Origin of the sequence: Paenibacillus sp. 19GGS1-52 (assembly GCF_022369515.1) — a bacterium.
In the GTDB taxonomy this organism is placed as follows: domain Bacteria; phylum Bacillota; class Bacilli; order Paenibacillales; family Paenibacillaceae; genus Paenibacillus_AQ.
In genome coordinates this window covers 2,300,269-2,320,728 of sequence record NZ_CP059724.1, presented here as the reverse complement: position 1 = coordinate 2,320,728, position 20,460 = coordinate 2,300,269, and the positions used below count along the sequence as shown (strand labels likewise).

At 41.5% G+C, this 20,460-nt stretch carries 21 protein-coding genes and 1 pseudogene; 2 read left to right on the top strand and 20 right to left on the bottom strand.

Going from position 1 to position 20,460, the window contains the following annotated elements; translation table 11 throughout:
• Window positions 1-9 precede the first annotated feature (9 nt).
• From H1230_RS10895 to H1230_RS10870, 6 genes are all read right to left on the bottom strand, one after another.
• The gene (locus H1230_RS10895) at window positions 10-948 is read right to left on the bottom strand and encodes an acetamidase/formamidase family protein (protein WP_239715487.1); all 939 of its coding nucleotides are present in this window, start codon (window positions 946-948) and stop codon (window positions 10-12) included.
• Window positions 949-1,615: 667 nt separating this feature from the next.
• Window positions 1,616-2,353 (bottom strand): DeoR/GlpR family DNA-binding transcription regulator, encoded by a 738-nt coding sequence (locus H1230_RS10890; RefSeq protein ID WP_239715486.1) that lies wholly within the window; start codon window positions 2,351-2,353, stop codon window positions 1,616-1,618.
• Window positions 2,354-2,485: 132 nt separating this feature from the next.
• Window positions 2,486-4,426, bottom strand: a complete 1,941-nt coding sequence (locus H1230_RS10885; protein WP_239715485.1) for an FtsX-like permease family protein — start codon at window positions 4,424-4,426, stop codon at window positions 2,486-2,488.
• The gene (locus tag H1230_RS10880) at window positions 4,416-5,192 is read right to left on the bottom strand and encodes an ABC transporter ATP-binding protein (RefSeq protein ID WP_239715484.1); all 777 of its coding nucleotides are present in this window, start codon (window positions 5,190-5,192) and stop codon (window positions 4,416-4,418) included. The genes H1230_RS10885 and H1230_RS10880 overlap by 11 nt, the downstream gene beginning before the upstream one ends.
• Before the next feature lie 557 nt (window positions 5,193-5,749).
• Window positions 5,750-7,444 (bottom strand): oleate hydratase, encoded by a 1,695-nt coding sequence (locus H1230_RS10875; RefSeq protein WP_239715483.1) that lies wholly within the window; start codon window positions 7,442-7,444, stop codon window positions 5,750-5,752.
• Between the two features lie 140 nt (window positions 7,445-7,584).
• Window positions 7,585-8,157 carry a TetR/AcrR family transcriptional regulator C-terminal domain-containing protein gene (locus H1230_RS10870; RefSeq protein ID WP_239715482.1) on the bottom strand — a complete coding sequence of 191 codons (573 nt, stop codon included), beginning with the start codon at window positions 8,155-8,157 and terminating at the stop codon, window positions 7,585-7,587.
• Between the two features lie 182 nt (window positions 8,158-8,339).
• Here H1230_RS10870 and H1230_RS10865 point away from each other — a divergent pair, with 182 nt between their 5' ends.
• Entirely contained in the window at window positions 8,340-9,275 is a 936-nt protein-coding gene (locus H1230_RS10865; protein ID WP_239715481.1) for an aldo/keto reductase, read from the top strand.
• Between the two features lie 110 nt (window positions 9,276-9,385).
• Here H1230_RS10865 and H1230_RS10860 read toward each other — a convergent pair whose 3' ends face one another.
• The 9 genes and pseudogenes from H1230_RS10860 to uxuA all read right to left on the bottom strand — a co-directional run bounded on the left by H1230_RS10860 (window position 9,386) and on the right by uxuA (window position 16,166).
• A complete protein-coding gene (locus H1230_RS10860; RefSeq protein ID WP_239715480.1) occupies window positions 9,386-9,808 on the bottom strand; it encodes a hypothetical protein in 423 nt (140 codons plus the stop codon).
• Between the two features lie 203 nt (window positions 9,809-10,011).
• Window positions 10,012-10,359, bottom strand: a complete 348-nt coding sequence (locus tag H1230_RS10855; protein WP_239715479.1) for a hypothetical protein — start codon at window positions 10,357-10,359, stop codon at window positions 10,012-10,014.
• Window positions 10,360-10,521: 162 nt separating this feature from the next.
• Window positions 10,522-10,824 carry a hypothetical protein gene (locus tag H1230_RS10850; protein ID WP_239715478.1) on the bottom strand — a complete coding sequence of 101 codons (303 nt, stop codon included), beginning with the start codon at window positions 10,822-10,824 and terminating at the stop codon, window positions 10,522-10,524.
• Between the two features lie 165 nt (window positions 10,825-10,989).
• A complete protein-coding gene (locus H1230_RS10845) occupies window positions 10,990-11,445 on the bottom strand; it encodes a contact-dependent growth inhibition system immunity protein (RefSeq protein WP_239715477.1) in 456 nt (151 codons plus the stop codon).
• Between the two features lie 144 nt (window positions 11,446-11,589).
• Window positions 11,590-12,351, bottom strand: a complete 762-nt coding sequence (locus H1230_RS10840) for an SDR family oxidoreductase (protein ID WP_239715476.1) — start codon at window positions 12,349-12,351, stop codon at window positions 11,590-11,592.
• Window positions 12,352-12,511: 160 nt separating this feature from the next.
• Window positions 12,512-12,607, bottom strand: a pseudogene (locus H1230_RS31600) (TetR/AcrR family transcriptional regulator); the annotation flags it as partial.
• Between the two features lie 99 nt (window positions 12,608-12,706).
• Window positions 12,707-13,261, bottom strand: a complete 555-nt coding sequence (locus tag H1230_RS10835) for a hypothetical protein (RefSeq protein ID WP_239715475.1) — start codon at window positions 13,259-13,261, stop codon at window positions 12,707-12,709.
• A gap of 211 nt (window positions 13,262-13,472) precedes the next feature.
• Window positions 13,473-15,083, bottom strand: coding sequence for a mannitol dehydrogenase family protein (locus H1230_RS10830; RefSeq protein ID WP_239715474.1), 1,611 nt, complete (start codon window positions 15,081-15,083; stop codon window positions 13,473-13,475).
• A complete protein-coding gene (uxuA, locus tag H1230_RS10825) occupies window positions 15,084-16,166 on the bottom strand; it encodes a mannonate dehydratase (RefSeq protein ID WP_239715473.1) in 1,083 nt (360 codons plus the stop codon).
• 313 nt (window positions 16,167-16,479) lie between these two features.
• Between uxuA and H1230_RS10820 the strand changes: the two genes are divergently transcribed.
• A complete protein-coding gene (locus tag H1230_RS10820) occupies window positions 16,480-17,112 on the top strand; it encodes a GntR family transcriptional regulator (protein WP_239715472.1) in 633 nt (210 codons plus the stop codon).
• 266 nt (window positions 17,113-17,378) lie between these two features.
• On the opposite strand, the gene H1230_RS10815 is transcribed toward H1230_RS10820, so the two are convergent.
• From H1230_RS10815 to H1230_RS10795, 5 genes are all read right to left on the bottom strand, one after another.
• Window positions 17,379-17,882 (bottom strand): hypothetical protein, encoded by a 504-nt coding sequence (locus H1230_RS10815; protein ID WP_239715471.1) that lies wholly within the window; start codon window positions 17,880-17,882, stop codon window positions 17,379-17,381.
• A 26-nt stretch (window positions 17,883-17,908) separates the two neighbouring features.
• Complete coding sequence (locus tag H1230_RS10810; protein ID WP_239715470.1) at window positions 17,909-18,169, bottom strand: CPCC family cysteine-rich protein; 261 nt, start codon at window positions 18,167-18,169, stop codon at window positions 17,909-17,911.
• Between the two features lie 38 nt (window positions 18,170-18,207).
• Window positions 18,208-18,642, bottom strand: coding sequence for a contact-dependent growth inhibition system immunity protein (locus tag H1230_RS10805; RefSeq protein WP_275591247.1), 435 nt, complete (start codon window positions 18,640-18,642; stop codon window positions 18,208-18,210).
• 305 nt (window positions 18,643-18,947) lie between these two features.
• On the bottom strand, window positions 18,948-19,682 hold the full coding sequence (locus H1230_RS10800; RefSeq protein WP_275591246.1) for a metallophosphoesterase family protein: 735 nt from the start codon (window positions 19,680-19,682) through the stop codon (window positions 18,948-18,950).
• Between the two features lie 36 nt (window positions 19,683-19,718).
• Window positions 19,719-20,351: a DUF1835 domain-containing protein gene (locus H1230_RS10795; protein WP_239715467.1), complete on the bottom strand. Its 633-nt coding sequence runs from the start codon at window positions 20,349-20,351 to the stop codon at window positions 19,719-19,721.
• Between the last annotated feature and the right edge of the window lie 109 nt (window positions 20,352-20,460).

Sequence of the window (20,460 nt, the reverse complement as noted above, 5' to 3'; positions counted from 1 at the left end):
AACTTTCTTCTATCCTCTGATCACTGAAGTATCCAACATTCCATGAACGCCTTTTACACCATTAACGACTTGAGTGATATGAAAATCTGCAGCCACACTGCATAAGCGGTAGGCTTCTTTGTAAGATAACCCATGTCGGTTCTGCAGCAGCTCAACCATCTGTTTGGCAGCAGCCATAAGGGCGGCTGATAAATGCTCATCAAAGCCCATGCTGATCAACAAGCTGTTACGCTCTGCATAAGGCCAGCGCTGATTAGTTCCTTTAATTAATTCGAACTGGAACTCGCCTTCCAGAGCGGTTTCGATAGCAGTTACGCCAATCTCTCCATCCCCTTGTGCAGCATGTCCGTCTCCTGCATAGAAGAGAGCTCCTTCGCGCATAACGGGTAAATAAAGTGTAGTTCCGACAATTAATTGTTTATTATCAATATTCCCACCATACCGGCCAGGAACGACAGTAGAGATGCGCCGCCACGATTCCGGTGGAGCTACGCCCATGATTCCGAAGAAGGGTCTGACCGGAAGCTTAATTCTACCCATCTCCGCAAACTGCCTAGTTTCATCAAAAGTAATAATCTCTACATCCGGTTCATCAAACTCATGATAAAAGAGCCCCGACGCTGGACCGATATAGTTGAAGCCGTAAGGTGCATCGATATCCACACGTTTAATCTGCACGACAAGCGTATCACCCGGTTCAGCCCCAATCACACGAATAGGTCCTGTAAGAATATGTACACCTGGGCCCCGATCCTTGACCTCGGCATGAATTAACCGCAACTCATCGGGAATCCATTCCGCTGGAACGAGATCTGTTGGATCTCCTGATACAGAACGAAGGATAAGGGAATCACCTGGGAACACATCAAGAACAGGCTCCTGAATACCTCCAATGTAACCCCAATGTACTGTTTCTGGGGTAGGGCTCAAATGATGCTGGACAGCCATGATCCATCAGCTCCTTTCAACTTAAGAGAATATTAAGGAAATAAATTCTAAAGGAAGAAAAATCAGCGGCTGTATTATGCTCGTCATTAATGTTATATTACTTAACATAAAATTCGTAAGTAACTATGAATTGAATTGATTATATTTCAAAATTTAATAGATTGTCAACAATAATCATAAATACGTCTATTTTTGATCAAATATTTATCATTTATGCGCAAATAAAGATCAGAAAGAGTGTGTAAAATCAATATGCGTTAGTTAATATTACTTAATGTGTTATGATTTGTGTGTTTTTGAGAGAATAAGCTCGGGTAAATTGAAAAGAAGCGGAGTATATAAAAAATCCGGTTCTGTCCTTTGCACATAGTGCATAGGTGGAACCGGATTTTTGCATCTATATAAGTTATTGTGTGTAACATACAAAGCCTGAATAGTTGCAGTTCCAACCAGGCGGACTGTAAAGCTGCTATTTCACTTTCGAGGGGTGTGGGAAACATGCAGCGGACTCAGGAGACTCTATTGAAGCAAAAACAGGTCCTTTTGGGATAAAATTTAGTCAATAGCGTCCATGGAGTCCGCCAAACTGCCAAATCGTCTGATTTCGAGCAAATAGAGGCTTCTCAGTCCGGTTCCCGGCTTGTAACTTAACAAGAGACAAACGATTTTAAACGAAGGTAAGTTTCCCACGGTAATCTAAATCTTCTGCCGTTATGTCCAGCTGATTCGTGATCAGTTCGTCAATCGCGTCATATTCACACACTTTGACTAACGATGAACCCCCAAATTTGGAGCTATCGGCCAAGGCGATCACCCGCTTCGACTTCTCAATCATAAGTCGCTTAATTTCAACTTCCTCCAAGATAAAATCTGTGGGTCCCTGCTCCTTGTTGAAGCCAGCCAGACCCATGAAGAATCGATCAAAGTTAAACTGGCTAATCGTGTCCTTTGCGATGGAACCTACCATCGACTGTTCCGATTTCCGACATTGCCCACCAATAATGTATATATTATGCTGGCTACGGGAGAGGATAAGCGCAATCTGCAGGGAGTAAGTAAAGATCGTCAGATTGGAGAGCTTGAGTAATTCTTTAGCCAGCTCAGCACTCGTTGTCCCCACATCAAGCGCAATAACTTCACCCTCCAGGATTTGGCTGGCCGCATACTTGGCGATTTGGCGCTTCTGCTCACGGTTATGCTGCTGTCGCTGGTTGAACATCGGTTCAAAGCCCAAGCCTGGCAGCGCCGCGCCCCCCCGTTGTTTAAGAATTAGCCCCTTCTCTTCCATCGCGGCCAAATCGCGGCGTATGGTAGGCTCCGATACGGCTAGTGAGGATGCGAGCTCTTCTATAGTCAAAGGCGAGGCCTTTTGCAATAAACTGATAATTTTCTGTTCTCTTAACATATATATCACCCTTTCCTTAAGCGTTTTCAATCAATATATCATAAAAAATTGATCAAAAGTATCATTTATAATCAAAAAAAATCAAATTATTATACCTATCCTGAGGAATTCTCATGATGGGAACTGTTCAGCTCAAGTGTCTAATCCCATGTATGCTATCATTTTACGAGTATAAGCCCTTGTGTACAGCAGATAAAAAAACAGTTGAAAGACTAAATACAACCCTCCCGCCATTAGTGAAAGACCTAAAGGTTCCAGCGCTTTGTGATTAATAACCTTTGCCATATATACAAAATAAAAAGTAGCGAAAGCGATGCTCAGCACATAGGGCAGAAAAAACAGCAGCCTAAACGGTTTAACGATCATTTTTGCGGCTTCCTTGGAGGTCATGCCGATCTTGGCAAGCTTCCTGTATTTGGTCTTCTCTCTCTCCAGTTCCATGAGGATACTAAAATGCAGCACCACGGCAGAGGACACAACAAACAATAAACCTACGAACGCAAATAGAAAAAGTCCAAATTGATTCGCTTGTTTAAGGGTGGTAAATTCACCTATTCTTGAAACTGTTCCAAATGCGAAGGCATCCTTCCGATCATCCCCATACCAGGTATCCGTATTATCCTTATTGTACTGTGCTAATGCCGTATTTAGCTTGTTGTCGATGTCGGCGGTCCGCTTCCAATCCTTGAAATTCAGCAGATGTAGCTGTCCGATCTCTGGATGAAGCGCTTTGAGTTCCGTATAATCCTGTTCACTGACGATGATCTGCAGCCCGTTAATAAGAAGTGGGACTTGATTAAATAACATACTCACGATTGAGCCTTGCGAGAGCAGCGTCTTCTTACCAGAAGCAAGCTCTATGTCGTAGGTCGACATTTCTGATATATTATTTGCGTCACCGATACTCTGGTCCACTAATGCTAGATTTAGAAAGTGACCCTGTTCCACTTTATAAGTACTCCCGCTTAGAGTATTAATATTCTGATCCAGAAATACTTTTGTAGGAAATAGCTCGATATATTCCAGCACTCGATGAGAAGTAAGCGGCGTTTCACCCTTATTAACGATCTTATTTAATGTCTCTTCCGAAATTTGGTTCTTCCCGAACGCCTCTATGTACGCGATTTGATATGGGTTATGCTTAACAGCAGTTTCCTGCGATTCGTTGGATAAAAAAAGGACCATACTGCTGAGGAAGAGGCTAAAAGTGATCAAGATAGTAATTAGCAAAAGGATGATCCGGGAACGACCCAGCTTGTAGCTCAGATCAGAACTAAACACCATATGCTTATGATAGGATTTTGCTGAGCGAGACAAGCTGAATTTTACCCAGTCCCCCAGACTGGATAATATTAAGAAGACTCCGATCATAGTAATGGCCATACTTCTGAAAATAACATTGGAGTTATTTATAGTTAAATGGCTAAGAAGATCATAAACAGCAAGGCCCAGCAGAGCGATTCCGATGAAACCGGGCAGTTTTCCGTGGATCAGACTGCGGTCTGCGGTCCTTCTTTCTTTTAATAGACGTACTATACTGTATCTCCAGGTTAAGAGCAGATTGCCGGCAGTCGCTATAACATACACTGCGCCAAAAAATAAAGCGGTATAAAGATAGCTATCCAACGTTAATGTAAATGAGACATTCTCCAAATCAATCACTTGTGAGACGATCATATAAAAAAGCGGTGCAAAGATCGTTCCTGCCACTAATCCGGTAACGATGGAAATGATGGCGATTAGACCATTCTCCAACAACATAATCTTGCGGATATTTTGAGTCGACATGCCGAGGACCATAAACAGCCCAAAGTCGCTTTTTCTAAATTTCACGAAGGTCGTTTGCGCATAAATAATTAACAACACAGAGAACACACGGATTACATAAAGAGGCGCAATTAGATTACTGGAGATCATCCCATTTACTTCATAAGGATTATTGAATTGTGGGTTCGTGTACAGCATGTAGTAGGAGAAGAAGATCATGATCGTAAAGCTGCTGCACAGGAAAAACAATAGATATCTTCTAAAGTTAGCCTTAAATATCTGAAAGGCCATTCTCCTAAAGGTCATCTTCTCCCCCTCCCATAACCGCCAGCGTTTCCAGTATAGTGTCAAAAAAATCCTTACGCGCACCCTCTCTGGCAATCTCCATGCCGACTGTACCGTCCTTAATGAATACCACTCTGCTGCAAAAGCTGGCCGCAAACGGATCATGTGTAACCATAACGATCGTTGCTCCTTGTTGAGAGTTCAGCTGGCTGAAGCATTTCATCACTGTGCTTGAAGACTTGGAATCCAAATTCCCTGTAGGCTCGTCCGCAAAAATCACATCCGGATCATTAATTATCGCTCTGCTGATCGCCGCTCGCTGCTGTTGTCCGCCTGACACTGTGTATGGGTATTTATCCTTTACCTCATCAATATCGAACAGCAGCAGCGTCTCATCGGTCTTAGCGTTAATCTCGTCAACTTCACGTTCATCCAGCACCATCGGCAGCATTACATTTTCGCGCAGAGTCAGACTGTCCAGCAGATTATAATCCTGAAACACAAACCCCATCCGCTGCCGCCGAAAAAGCGCAAGCTCGTTCTTGGTCATCTCACTTATACTGGTCTCCGCAATCCGTACCACCCCACTATATTCCGTGTCAATCCCGCTGAGGATATTCAAAAGCGTCGTCTTCCCGCTGCCCGAGGGCCCCATGATCGCCACAAACTCTCCAGTGTCCACGTTCAGGCTGATGTCTCGCAGGGCTTGATACCCATTTCCATTTCCTTTTCCTTTGGCTTTGCCTTTATACTCTTTAGAGAGATTCTCTACTTCTAGAATTGCCATTTGGGTCTCTTCTTTCTCTGGTTTTATCGCTCGTGAATTAAGCTACTACGGGTTCGGAGGGTTCTTCCGACCCTACGCTGTGTTCACGTAAAGTCAACCTCTGATTTTTGATATCTTGTTTACTCTTTTTTTTCAATTAAAGGGTACTGAATGCATAAAGTGAAGAAGCAAGATATGCAGCGCAGGCGATCAATGATACTACCCTTTGATAATCTCCACGTGGTCCCCGCTCTGAACCTTTCAACTCAAACAATTGAACCAACATTACTAAACTCAAGTTAAGCATCATTAAACCTGTGTAGAGTCTTTAAAGGGGGTTAACAAATATACAAATTGCGAATAGGACTACGCCAAACGAGACCAAATATCGAATCTACTTCTATGATTGTTTAGTCAATAGATTTGCCTCCTAATGGTTAGCTCCCTATAACTCATTAACACTATACATCTCCCTCCTATAATTATCCAATATGTTCTTGTTCATTCCCAACTGCTACACGCAAAAAAATAAGACCTGCTTCAAGAAGCAGGCCCTTATCATTCATTCATTCATATATTTACAGCAGCTTAGCAATGATAGTTCCACTCAAAAGCTGGCCTAATGTTTTATCTAGCGGAAGCGTTTTGTTGCCCATGCAGGTTCTGAGCGCTGTCAGCAGCACACGAATGTCATACTTGCTCGGATGGACGGGAATCACTTCTTTTTCAAGATTCAGCAATTGGTAGGACGCCATCATAGCTGATCTCACTGAATATTCCACAGTAAAGACACAGTCATCCGCCACTTCGGCGAACTGGCCGAGGAAAGCAAAGTTAGTGCTGCCTTGCGGAACAACCTCCGGACGGTCACCCAACACACGAGGCATAAACTGTGAAGTAATATAAGGCATCATGCAAGGAATGACGTTGGTTGTATGTTCCAGAATTTCCGGGATACGATCCTTCAGTCCAATATGATAGCACAGCTCCTGAAGCAGCTCGCTGCCGGTACAGTCGGCCATCTTCTTCTTGATGAAGTTGCCTTCAGCATCAGGGAATAAACCATACGCCCACAGTACCTTGACGTTCTCCGGCTGGTTGATGAAATGAGGCTGCTTCGGTGCGGTCCATGACATCATCCAGTTGGAATCCTTAATCGTAACGACGCCGCCCATACCTGGCAAATCACCAGTCAGTTCTAACAAATACGGGAATACGATTTCGTCATCGGTAAAGGTCATGGTAAAAGACAACCATTTAGTCTTGTCGATATCGCCGCAGAACACCTCTGGATGGCCGAAATCAGGAGACTTAGCCGCCAGATTTTCCCATAGACTCCAGCAGCCCCGTTCCGTTAGCGAGCGATTGGGGATGGCCGGATGATCCATATCACCCCGAGTGGAATTCTCCGTCATAGAACCATTGGTCACCATGACCAGATCATTACGGGTAGTCGAAATAGTCTTCGGTGATCCGTTCACCAGCAGCTGAATTCCAATTACGGTTGTTTCACCGTTAGCCATATCATAGTCCAGATCCACCACCTGATGGCCTTTATCAAAGTTGACGCCTTGCGCTTCCAGCCATTTCAGCAGCGGAAGAATCAACGAATCATACTGATTGTATTCGGTATGCAGGATGCCTTTCAGTTGGTTCATGCCGGAAATCAGATGCATAAAGCGCTCCATATATCGTTTAACCTCAACCACACTATGCCAATTCTCAAAAGCAAACATTGAGCGCCAGAAATACCAAAAGTTCGTTTCCAGGAAGGTCGGATCAAAGAACTGTTCAATGGTGACTGCACCCAGCTTCTCTTCCGTAGCTAAAGTCAGCTTGCCTAGCTGCAGTGCGTGTGCGGTCGACAGACCTAACGAGGAGAAGTCAGCCTTTTGGCCTTCATTTTCAACCAAACGGCAATGAGATTCAATCGGTTCGGCAAGGTTCAGCTCACGGAACTCATCCAGCACCGTCCGGTCGGGATTGGTCAAGGATGGAATAAATCCGTACAGCTCCATAAAACATTCAAAATGTTCTTCAATCTCGCGTCCACCCCGAGCGCTGTAACCGTCCTTGGCATTGCCTGCACCGTCCATCGAACCGCCGTAAATGGCGGATTGTTCTAGAATATGAATGTTCTTCCCGGGCATATGCCCATCACGGATTAGAAAGGCTGCCGCAGACAGCGAGGCGATGCCTCCGCCAACTAAATATGCTTTTTTGGATGCGATACCTTCCTGTACTAATGGATTAATTCTTTGGTATGTTCCCATTTCTCTTCTTCCTTTCTCAATTTCAGTAGGTGGTTTGCCTATCAACTGCCTTCAATATACCCACTGAGGAGGAAGAATTCTATGGACAGCTAAGCGCAAATGTGCAGCGTTTACACATAAGTATGGTTTTGTGTCATTTATCATTTGCTGATCTGATAGTTCTCCAGACCTCTGGTGATACTGCCGTCCATAATTCTGCCGACTTTGTCCACGATCTGGGTTGGGTCCGTATTTGCCCCTGTCTTTAGCCAATGGATGACCTGCTCCAATATAGCCAGTGCGTAGAAATCAGCAATCTCCTGTTTGGCCTGTTGCGCTGCCTGCTCATTCCGTTCCTCATCCAGCTCATTCACGACCTTAATAATCACATCATAAATGATACCATACAAGAAATCTTCCAGATGCTCACGTCCAAGCGAATGAAAAGTGTTCAAGCAAATGGTTTTGTTGCTCTGCGTATAATACAACACGCTCAGGAAGCCCTGCTTCCAGCCAGCACAGTTACGGTATTCCTCAAGACCCTCGATAATCTCTGTCTGATAGACCCAGCCCAGCAGCTCATAAATATCCTGAAAATGATTATAAAAAGTATGCCGAGTCACTCCGCAATCCGCCGTAAGCTGCTGAATGGTGATCTTGTGGAGCGGTTGGGTCAGCATGAGCTTTTTGAGCGAACGGGCTAACGCATTCTTCGTAATTTGTGAATAAGACATAAATACCTCCTGCATACCTATTAATAGGATAGCGGTTTGAGTTCAAGTTTCTCTTATACAATACACTATCTATCAACGGGCTTAAAGTCGCACGCTGACCGACGATCCAGTTTGCTTCCTAGGTGAAAAAAGTCTAAAATACGGGGCATGGACCTTATTATATGTACGGGGAGAGAAGCATATTGAACACAAGACAGTATGGCAATACGGGGAAATCCGTTTCGGAAATTGGCTTTGGCGCTTGGCAGCTTGGCAACAGACAGGATTGGGAGGCCATGGAGGATACAGCGGCAATCTCGCTTGTGCATGAGGCTTTGGATAGAGGACTGAACTTTTTTGATACCGCTCCCAATTATGGACAGGGTAGAAGCGAAGAGCTACTCGGAACCGCCTTGGCCAGAAGACGGAGTGGCGCCGTAATTAACACCAAATTCGGCCATAGAGCCGATGGCAGTATAGATTATGCTGCAGATCAGATCCGAGGTTCCGTAGAACAAAGCTTAATCCGACTGCAAACCGACTATGTGGATTCCGTTATTTTACATAATCCTCCCTTTAACGTTCTGGATGGAAAGTATGGTCATTATGACGTAATGGAGACTCTAAAAGCCGAGGGGAAAATATTATCCTACGGTGTCTCTGTGGATTCCGTCCCGGAAATGCTCGAGGTTATTCAGCATACGAATATCGGCGTGATGGAGGTCATGTTCAATATCTTTTATCAGGAGACTGCAGAAGCCTTCAAGCTTGCGCAAGACAAAGGCATTGCGATCATCGTCAAGGTGCCGCTGGACTCGGGCTGGCTGTCCGGAAAATACAACAGCAAGAGTACCTTTGCCGGCGTAAGAAAACGTTGGTCCCCAGAGATCATTGAGAAACGCGCCGCCCTGCTTGAGCAAATCAAATTCATTACCAATGAAGAGACCACGATGACCATGGCCGCGCTAAGATTCATCCTTGCATACCCTGCAGTAACCACAGTGATCCCAGGTGTTAGAAATAGCACCCAGCTTATTGAGAATATCGCCGCCAGTGATGCGGTTATGCCAGAGGAACATGTGAAGCGCCTGCAGGAGTTGTGGGCGAAGGAAATTAAGGGACAGGAGCTTGGATGGTAAGGATTGATATGAAAAACAGTCGTCTCGGATACTACATCGAGGCGACTGTTTTTATATGTTCAGTATTTAATTTTTGAGGATTACCAGGGGAGTTCAAGAAAAAAAGAAACTCAATTCAAGTTAGTTTCATAGATAGATATATACTCAATAGGAGCTGTTAACTCGTCCCATTCATCAATATCTTCTAACTCGAAGCATATCCCAGGATAATCAGGCAACTCATATACATAATCATTTTCATTTTGTTTATACTTAATTCCAAGTCGTGTAATATCTTTAAGGCAACTTCCAATACCGATCTCTTCAAGAAATTTCCCGTCGAACCTATCATACGCCATTATCTGTGTTACCGTTCTACTACCTTTACTAATCCAAAACTTAATATTACTCGTTTGAAGAGTAATTTGTTGTTCAAGTTCTTTTTGCTTAAACCCTTCTGATAAATGTTCGATTAATTCATCGTAAGTCCAACCAATGTGATACATTCCTATTCGCCTAGCAGGTACAATATCATTATCTTTATTATCACCCATTAATGAACCATGTCCCTTCTACCCTATAATCTTCCAAATCATTTATTAAGATTTCTATCTTATCCTTTGGTATGTTTCTTTCTTTTCTTATTAAAATAACAATGTTACGAACTATAGCGGATATTTCATTAAAATAAAGCAGATACTTTCGTGCAAAATACACATTTACTCCATACACCGATTGGAAAAATACTAAGACCAAACTACCCTAAGATTTCAAATGTAATCTGACTACAATAGAAACTAAATACATTTCCCTCAGATTCATCAACTTTGTATCTGACACCCTCTAACTGGTCTTTAGAAACATCAATGATATCAAAAGCTAAAGGATATAATATCGTTAAAGATCCTAACTTTAGATCTTGTACTCCCGTGAAAGTTATTACTATGTGTTCATCGTGATCAAATGTTGATTTGGCAAGAATTATCTGCACAGAAACCTTCAATCCCTCTAACTCTGTATCTCGTGTTAAATGAAATGAAGTTAAATAGACAAAACCTCTTTGCGCTTGATAAAAGCTATCTATATGATTAATATATTTGTTCACGACTGATACTCTCCTTTAAAGTATTTGTTATGTTTTAGAGGTGTCTTACCCAGTCCCCATTAAAAAGTATGATAATGTATCGAATCTATACCAGCCTCTATCAATCTGCCCATCAAATGCTACTGCATATCTTGTTTAAATATCGTTAACCTAATCATCCAATTATTGGTATAGAAAGTCATTGAATACTGAGGAAATTACCATATATAATTCAGTAATTATACTGATATCTTTATCTTCATTGTAAGATATCAAACTGGTAATATTTGTATATAAATAAAATAACTCATAAGCCAGTCTTTTAGATATAACTTCCTGTCCTTTAGAGAATTTTCTAAATTCCTCCAAATGATTTATCAATACTAATATTTGCTCCTTTGGTATTTTGCTGTCTTTCCTCATTAAAACAACGATTTTGTGCACAGTTGCAGAGATATCATTTTTTAATTCAGATTCTTCTTTCATGGAATCAGCCCCACTATCGCACTTATTGGTATGTACCTATAAATTGACACATTACTATCATCTTCTGCCATTTCGGCTGCGTATTCAACTTCGAATGGTTCGTAAGTTCCCATAAATTCATATTGTGCTGAATTTTCATTGATTCAACCTTATTTAAGTCGATGACTACAATTCCATACCTATTTTTAAAATCACGTTCCTTACATTCTCATAATAATCTTGCTCCTCTTCTTCCATAAACCATTCAAAATCTTGTGGAAGGTTGATTTCCTTAGTTTCAATTTTCTCCAATAGTTCCTTTAGTTCTTTACATAAAATCAAGTTACTCTTCCAAAAATCATTGTCAATCGCATTTATTGAATTAATAAGTTCCCCCTCGTAATGCTTTCCTGCAATTGGGTTCTTGGACAATCTCAAGATTGCCTCCGGAATCACATATTTCAAGTGGAAATTCTGCCTTACTAATCTGGCGATTGAACCATTAGGCAAATCTTTAAGCTTATCATCCATTATGCCTGCAAACCATCCCGATAATGGCACCCTTTTCTCCACTACTATTTCTTCGTGAAAACCTTCAATCTTACAAATTTCATTAATGGTTAGCTCTCTGTAATTCAACACTAGTTACCCTCCTTCATATTTTTATAATATATGGAATATTTTAAAATTCAATGAAATAATGCTTATCGAACACGAAAAAACAGTCGTCTCCGATACTATCTCGAGGCGACTGTTTGTAAATGTTCAGTATTTAGTTCTTAAAGCTTACCAAGGCAGTTCATCACCTAAGTGAAAGAATTTACCGGTTGGGCCATCGGCGGGTAAAGTCGCAAGCTGCACGCTTGTTCTGCTGCCATCGTTAACATCCGTGTCCGCGTACTTACCGCCTATTTCGGTCTTCACCCAGCCCGGGTGAGCCGAATTAACTTTGATTGGAGTATCTTTAAGTTCATGTGCAAGATGAATCGTGAATGAATTCAATGCCGCTTTAGAGGTGTTATAAGCTAGCAATTTCATGCCGTATATTGGTGCGTCTGGATTGGCTTGAAGCGTAAGTGAACCAAGAATACTGGACAGATTGACGATCCTGCCGGCAGGTGATTTGCGAATGAGTGGCAGCAGTTGTTGAGTGAACTCCACGAGACTGAAGAAATTGGCGTCAAATGTCTCACGTAGAACTGCTGGCGAAACGATGCTAGTTTCATTAATGGGCTGGAGATGTTCCATCTCTTTTTGCACACCAGCATTATTAACGAGAATATCCAGCTTTCCATATTGTTGCTCCAAAAAGTCATAAGCGCCCTGACGATCTTCAGCTAGAGTGATATCGAATTTGAGATTTTCAGCTTGGATACCCTCAGAACGAAGTATTTCCGCAGCAGCTTTGCCTTTTTCCAAATCACGTGCACCAATTACAACATTAGCACCAAGCTTACCAAGTTCACGTGCAGTTTCCAAGCCGATCCCGCGATTACCGCCCGTTATAAATGCTACTTTACCCTTAAGATTCTCTGTATTTGTTGTCATTTTATATTCTCCTTAGTCTCTTATTGAGAATGATCATTCTACATTTAGCAAAAAAAATAATTGAGCACTGCTAAGGTTGTATCCATAATGCTTGTTAGTTTTTCAGTATCTTCAGTTGCTTTGACCATTACACTTAAACCCCATGCATTATTTAAAAAACACGTCCTCTCACTTCCATATATAAAGCATGCTTGTCTCCAAACGTATCGTACATGCTTCTTCGCTGAATGCCCATGTAGGTGACAAGCTCCTGCATACCATGAGCATTCCCGCTCTCTTATGTTCGCTATGGCTTCTGTCTGCAAAATCAGTTTAGCATATTGAGAACGTACGGTAAAGAATTATTTTGAAATCACTATTGAACACTTCGAATATAAAGATTCTCTTCATTGGCATATTTTTTAGCGAGATCCTTCATTTTATTCGAATGAAAAAATATAGGAAATGAAAGATCAAAGTTACCTTGAATAGCTATTTCGTCAGTATAAAAATCAGACAGCACCACTTCTCTTATCGATAATTCCAAGATTAATTCGAATTCAATAAGTTCATTGACTAGAATTAATCTTCTTTTGTAAGAACAGAATTCTTTGATAAATCGTTTATCGTAGCTTGAGAATCCCTTAACCGCTAGATAATTAGCGCTGATATTAATAATTTGCCGAGGCCTAATATAAATTTTTTGAGTGTTAGCCTTAAATATTTTTATGAAAAAGGATTTTATGTTCTCTTCATATTCTTTATATAGCGTTAAAAAATCAATATTTTGGGCTTCTATTTTACTGAGTTGATTGGGAACAATATCTAAAATATCTAGATTGTTTATCTTTTCATCTTTCCTATTATTTGATTCTAATTCATCATATCTCTCCATAAAATACCGCTCTTTTTGAATACTGCAAATTTCCATTGAATCCTCCATAAAGTTTATATTCATTGTTCAATCAGGAAATCGGGTTTTAACAGTGATCGTAAGAACCCTCTGAACCCTAGCGGCTCTTCTCACCACAGGTCAACTGCTGATTTTGGTTTTGAGCCCATTATAATCCATAAAATCAAAAAGACGACCATTCATTTAAAAATCAATGAACAATCGTCTTTACTTTATTCTTCTCTTTCAGTTACCCAATGTACTTTTCAAGAGTGCGGCGTACTGCTCCAGTTCCTGCAAGCATTTCATGGAACATCGTCTCAATCTTCTCGCCAAGACCTACCTCATACAAATTAACACCAAAGATCTTCTCGTCGTGTAGGATAGCTTGCACATTAGAGGTAGTGTCTCCAAGCGCAACACCCTGCAGGGCAGACTGTAATGTTTCCAGCAATGGATCGGAGCTGATAGCAAATTCTTCACCCTCGTCATTAACACCGAGTAGGTAGCGGCACCAAGTAGCGATAGCGAGTGGAATAGCTGTCAGATCTGCCGGATTCAGATCATCTCTCCGTGCATAAGATTTGATCGTTTCTCCAAAGCGAATGCCGACCTTTTGCGAGGTATCTGTAGCGATTCGTTGTGGTGTATCCGGGATAAAGGGATTGGCAAAGCGCTCGTTCAACACTTCATCCAAAAATTGTTTAGGACTGATAATTCCGGGATCGACCACAACTGGCAAACCTTCTTTATAGCCAATGATTTCGACAAATTTTCTTAAGGTAACATCCTTCATCTCATCCGCGATCAAAGTATATCCCAGCAAGCAGCCGGACACAGCCAGAGCGGTGTGCAACGGATTCAAACAGGTAGTCACTTTCATCGTTTCTACATTGTTCACGGTATCCCGATCTGTAAAGATCACGCCAGCTTGCTCCAGGGCCGGTCTGCCATTCGTGAATTTGTCTTCAATGACCAAATATTCACTGACTTCCGCATTCACAAAAGGAGCTGTATAGGTGTTCTTCGAGGTAATAATAACATCCATCTCACCAATTCCCTGCTTAAGTAGCGCTTCTTGCACTTCAGTTGAAGGGCGGGGGGTGATTTTATCGATCATGGATAATGGGAATGTGATCTTGGATTCATCCTCCAGATAAGCAACAAACCCTTGCTCTACAAAACCCTTCTTCGCCCATTCTTTAGCAATCGTTACGACACCATTTTTCAGCTTGTCGCCATTATGGGAACAATTATCCATGCTGACAAAAGTCAACGGATACTGGCCCTTCACATAGCGGCGATGGGCTAACGCGGCAATAATGCTCATCGCATGGATCGGCCGATCCAGTCCGTTCGTTATATCCTGCTCCACAATACCCATATATTGACCGGATGGCCCTGTCAGGGAATAGCCTTTTTCCGTAATTGTGAAACTAGCCATCTGCAAGCTTGGATTCTCAAAGATTTCAACGAGGCGTTTGTTATCCTCCACTCGGGTGGGATCAGCTGTAATTCCTTCAACGATGCTGCTGATTACCTTTTTCTCAAAATCTCCGTTTGCATTCATCAGCACCAGTAAAGTCAGATTGTCATAGGGCTTGTATACCTTATCAATCATCTCAAAATCAAACGTTTCAGCCGCAATAATACCCGTATCCGCAACTCCGAGATTGAGTAATTTTTGATGGGCGTTCGCCACAAATCCTCTAAAGATATTACCGGCTCCAAAGTGTATCCACTCCGGCTTTGTCTGGGTCTGCGCTGCAACCTGGTCATAATCGAATTGGGGCAATTCTACGCCCGCTGCTGTCCATGCCGATTTATTATTTTGAAGACTACTTCTGTCCAGACGTAACATTTATTTGCCTCCTTTAGCCTTTTCATTGTCCAAGCTATCCCAGACACCAAGCAAGTACATAATGCCCAGCGCTCTATCATATAAGCCGTAACCCGGTCTGCAAAGTTTCTCTTCACCCCAGAGGTGTCGACCATGATCGGGACGAACATATCCAATAAATCCGTTCTCATGATAAGCTTTGACCACCTCTGCCACGTCCACACTTCCGTCTTTTCCACGGTGCGATACTTCAATAAAATCACCATTCTCGAACACTTTAACATTGCGAATATGGGCAAAATGAATACGATCGTGGAATTCGCGGATCATAGCCGGTAGATCGTTCTCTGGATTGCTGCCGAGTGAACCTGTGCAGAAGGTCAACCCGTTATACGGACTGTCCACCAGATCAAGGAAACGTCTGATATGGTTTCTACTGCGAATAATACGCGGCAATCCAAAAATCGGCCATGCCGGATCATCTGGATGAATCGCCATTTTGACGTCGTACTCCTCACATACCGGAATAATACGCTCCAGAAAATACTTCAAGTTGTCAAACAACACTTCTTCCGTAACATTTTCATAAGCCTTGAATAATTCATCCAGCTTGGACAGACGTTCTGGCTCCCAGCCGGGCATTGTAAAGTTCTTGGAACCTTGCAGGATTCTGTCGACCATCTCTTGGGGATTATCGGTAATAGCAGCCTTCTCATAGAACAAAGCATTTGATCCGTCCGGTAGTTCCTTGTACAACTCTGTCCGAGTCCAGTCAAAGATCGGCATAAAGTTATAGCAAATGACTTTAACGCCTACTTTGGACAATTTTTTAATCGTATCGATATAAATATCTATATACTTATCTCTGCTAGGCAGACCAATCTTAATATCATCATGTACATTTACACTTTCGACGACGGCCGTGCTGAAGCCTTTGCTTGTGATTTGGTCAGCAACTTCCTGAATTTTGGCCATATCCCATTCTTCGCCTGCCACTTTATCATGCAATGACCAGACGATCCCCATGACGCCCGGAATTTGCCGTATATGGTCCAAAGTAATATCGTCGTTCCCTTCCCCGTACCATCTCCAAGTCATATTCATAATAAAATCCTCCTTGTAATCGTTATGTGTACAACAAAATAAGGAAATGCTACATAATACCACGGGAGTAACCTGCTTTTTCCGATGTATATAGAATAACAACTCGATATCTTGTATACAAGATAGATTGATCATAAAATAACTTAACGACCTTTGTCAACACTTTTCGGAACAAGGATTCGATAACCATACTATTTCTTTGTAAACGTTCTCTATTTATTCATGCTTTATAATCTTCTGATTTGTTGTATACTAGTTTGTGAAAATAGTGACGAAGAAAGTTGGAATTGAAATGGCCTCAAAAGAAGAAATCATGAACCAATTAAAGAATGAGATCCTGTCGCTGCAACTGAAACCAGGGACTATGATCAGCGAGACCGCACTTTCTGAACGGTTTGAGCTCTCGCGTACTCCCATTCGGGATATTCTGAAGCAATTGTCTCAAGAAAACTATGTAGATATTTACCCCAAGAAGGGAAATATCGTTTCATATATTGATCTGGAATCCGTCGAACAAATCATTTATCTCCGCAGTGCCTTGGAGAAAGAAATTATGAAAGGGCTGGCGGGCCATCTGTCGCTTAAAGGAGTACATGAACTGAAACATATCCTCGCCATGCAAAAAGACTGCATCAGCCAAGAGGACGGATCGGATCATTTCCTGCAGCTTGACGATGCCTTTCACGAAGCGTTATTCGTTTTGGCTGGACGTGGATTTCTGTGGAATCTGATTCAGCAGTTTAATGTACACTATATCCGTTACCGTAAATTGCATATGTTACAACAAGATAAATTGACAGAAATCCAAAAAGAACATCAACTGATGGCCGACTACATCATCCAAGATGAACGTGATAAAATCGACGATTTGCTGCATCATCATCTGCGCGCGGATATCGACTCTCTATATTTCCAAGAGCATTTCTCGGAATATATTAAGAAGTAGACCTCACTGCTGGTTCACTTTATGTAGGACAAGAATCCGTTCTGTATCTGAACACACGGTATTTAAGAAAAATAATAATTATAAGCTTACTTAAGATTTTGCTGAATCGGCTTTAATCGTAACTGCGGTGAATGTTTGGACTTCCGGCCGCTGTTGTCTCCCGATTTCTTGATTTTATTCCGCTTTAGCGGATGAAATCCGGGGGGAAATAGAGGCATTCCATCGTTCAATGGAAGAACAATCAATTCCACAGATTTACCAGAACTTTAATCACTTTTTTTAACTAGAAGAATTATCCTCGACTTTTCAAAAATATGAGCGGAATATGTACTACCAACATTCACCTCAACATATCCTGGTGCAAGTGAGTACGTCTGAATTCTTCCGCCAACAATAACCTCAACTTTATCGCTAGTACTATACTGCCAATTACGCTCCAGAATAGTTACGACTTTAGATTGATATCCTAGATATGTATCCACAGAAAGTTGATAAACGCTTGTACTACAAACGATTGTAGTGAATAATGCAAAAATACAAATAATCATTATTATAGTCTTCTTCCAGTATTTATTAAGAATTTTGAAGTTTTTAAATATTGAAAGGGTAAACTCAATTATAACCAGATAGAGAATAATCATCCCACGAATCATTTCAAACAACAATATTCTACGCTCAAATGCAGTATATTCAAAAGAAATAATAATTACATTCAGAAAGATAACAATCGCAAATATAGCTCTCAGAATGTTCCTCTTTTTTATTTGCATACTTAACTCCTTAGTTTTCCCACAATTCATTCCAAATTATTTTGTTGCAATTCTTGGGTCATTGGCTCTCTAACCATATCTTTAAATCCCTTCTTACAAACACCAAATTCCTTGTAATTCTCTTTTGCTTGGTTCAATGAAATATGATTGGCACCTATATTATTATCAGGATAATTATGGGCCACAAGATCGTATTGCCAGAAACACACATCACAGATATCTACTATAACCTCATCCTCACTTTCTACAGTGAAATAGCCACAACATGGACATTGTAATCTCTTCATCTTTCTCACACCTCTTGTAGTGAATATTTCAATTCAGCTTATTCAGATTTTTCGATCGTCGTCCTTATTTCTTTTAACATTTGATAGTATTCTTCTCTTTCTTGATTAGAGAATCTCTCCTCATCTTCTGGGAAATTCAGTTTGTTGTTTTCAAATAAATGTATGAAACCATCTATAAATGAACTTACTGATTCACATACGTCAGGGTTCTTATCCCATTCTCTTTTTTCGACTTTCGCTATTGCTTCTAAAACTTCTCCATCCCCTAAATAACCAGCAACTGGGTTTTCTTTTAACCTCTCTAATGCTTCTGGAATAATGGAATGTAAATGTATCATTTGTCTTATTAGCTTTGCTACGTCACCATCATTCAAGTCTTTGAGCCTTACATTGAGAATGCTATCATACCAAATAGAAAGAGGAACATCTTCATCAACGACGAATTCTTCAGCGAAGCCTTCTAAATTTGATATTTCATTTATTGTTAGATGTCTTAAATTAATATAAATAATATCACTCCTAAACTTTAATCAACCCCTATGGTGTACAATTAACAAATCATGCTAATTTATTTGGAAGGGGATTACCCAATTATAGTTCAGGCCATACTGATTGTGCTTATGATACTCTCTACACTTTATCTAATAAAACGTAATAAAAAGAAATAATATGATGTCACAGCGATCTCATTAAATTCTAGAGGTGTTAGTTAATTTGGGAAAAGCCGACCAAATGCGGTCGGCTTTTCTTATACATAATTGTGTCCACATCCCACTCACTACCGTTCCCCTTGCCTCACAAAATGCGTTCTATATTCACCGTCACAAATCTCCAAGCAGTTAAGTCGTTGGCCGTAGGCGCAACCACCATCTATGCCTATCTTGTCTCCATGTGGGCTAAACCATATCTCTTCGCTATTATGTAAATCAACTGTCGATGTATGTCCAAAGACTACAATCTTATTGGTTGCAGTTACTGGATTCCTGTAGAACGGTTGTCTGATCCAGATAAAATCATAGGCATTCTGATCCTTCCAATCCTCTGCCGTTGGATTGATTCCCGCATGTACAAAAATATGCTCTTCCGTTTCATAATACAGCGGTAAGGAACTTAGGAAATCCAAGTGATGTTTGTATTCATGTCGGATAAATTCCTTCATTCTCATGTAATCATTCCAACCAAAATCATCCATAGAAAAATCAGATTCCATATCAATGTAGCTCAATAGCGTATGAAATCCGCCGTTATTAAGCCAATGTGTATCCAGTTTATCATCTTCATTCAGCAGTGCATCACAGGCCATTTTGTCATGATTCCCTTTTAGAACGACAACTCCGCATTCTTCATGGAGATTCTTAACCTGTTCAACAATAGCTTTGCTGTTAGGCCCTCTATCTACATAATCACCTAGCAAGATGAGTTGGTCTTCGGAGGAACCATAGTTCACTTTGTTCAAAAGCGCGTTGAATTCCTGATAACTCCCGTGTATGTCACTAATGACTAAAGTTCTGATGATTTCCCCTCCTTACCTGAAACTTCACAAATTAAATTATACTTGGATAGGCATGCCGTTTGAAGTGTCCCAACGCCCACGAACAGCCTGCAGCGTAGTCTGTTCTACAATACCAAGTCCGTTTTGCACCGAAGGAAGACGAGAGAGATGTCCCTGAAAAGCAGCGTAGGCAAAAGACAGGGCGGACGCCGCCAATTCTGCCTTTCTCTGCTCGAGCAGATCAGCCATCTTACGGAGATCTGGAGCGGCGTATGCTTGCCAAAGTTCGCTGCCAAGTTCCAATTCCTTTTGTCCAAGGGTCTGCCAGGTTCCGTATAAGGTCTTCAACTGCGCTGAAGAAAGCTGGCCCAGACCATGAAACGGTTCAATTCCCGGAAATTCTCCGATGTTGAGCAGACTTAGTTTCGTATACCCAAGCTGCTGACCTTTGAACCAGTGCAACAGATAGGCCAGCATACTCTGATCGAATAGATCATGTTCAAACCACAATACCACTTCATCGTACATATTAAATTCGCGGAGGCGCTGCTCTTGTTCCTCACAGCCCCTCGTATATTCACCAGTTGGAATGCCTAGAGTATCCTCCAGAACTTGGGCCCGCAGGGACCGTTCTTTTTCCCCAGCAGGATCTTCGAATATTGGCCCGGCCGAATATATTTCTCTCCACACCAGAACATCACCTTGCACAACCCCTTGCTTGAGCTTCTCACCTATGCTATCTCGTTAACAATATGCAGCATATGCCTGCCCCCCGATACTTCGATAAATTCCACACTAA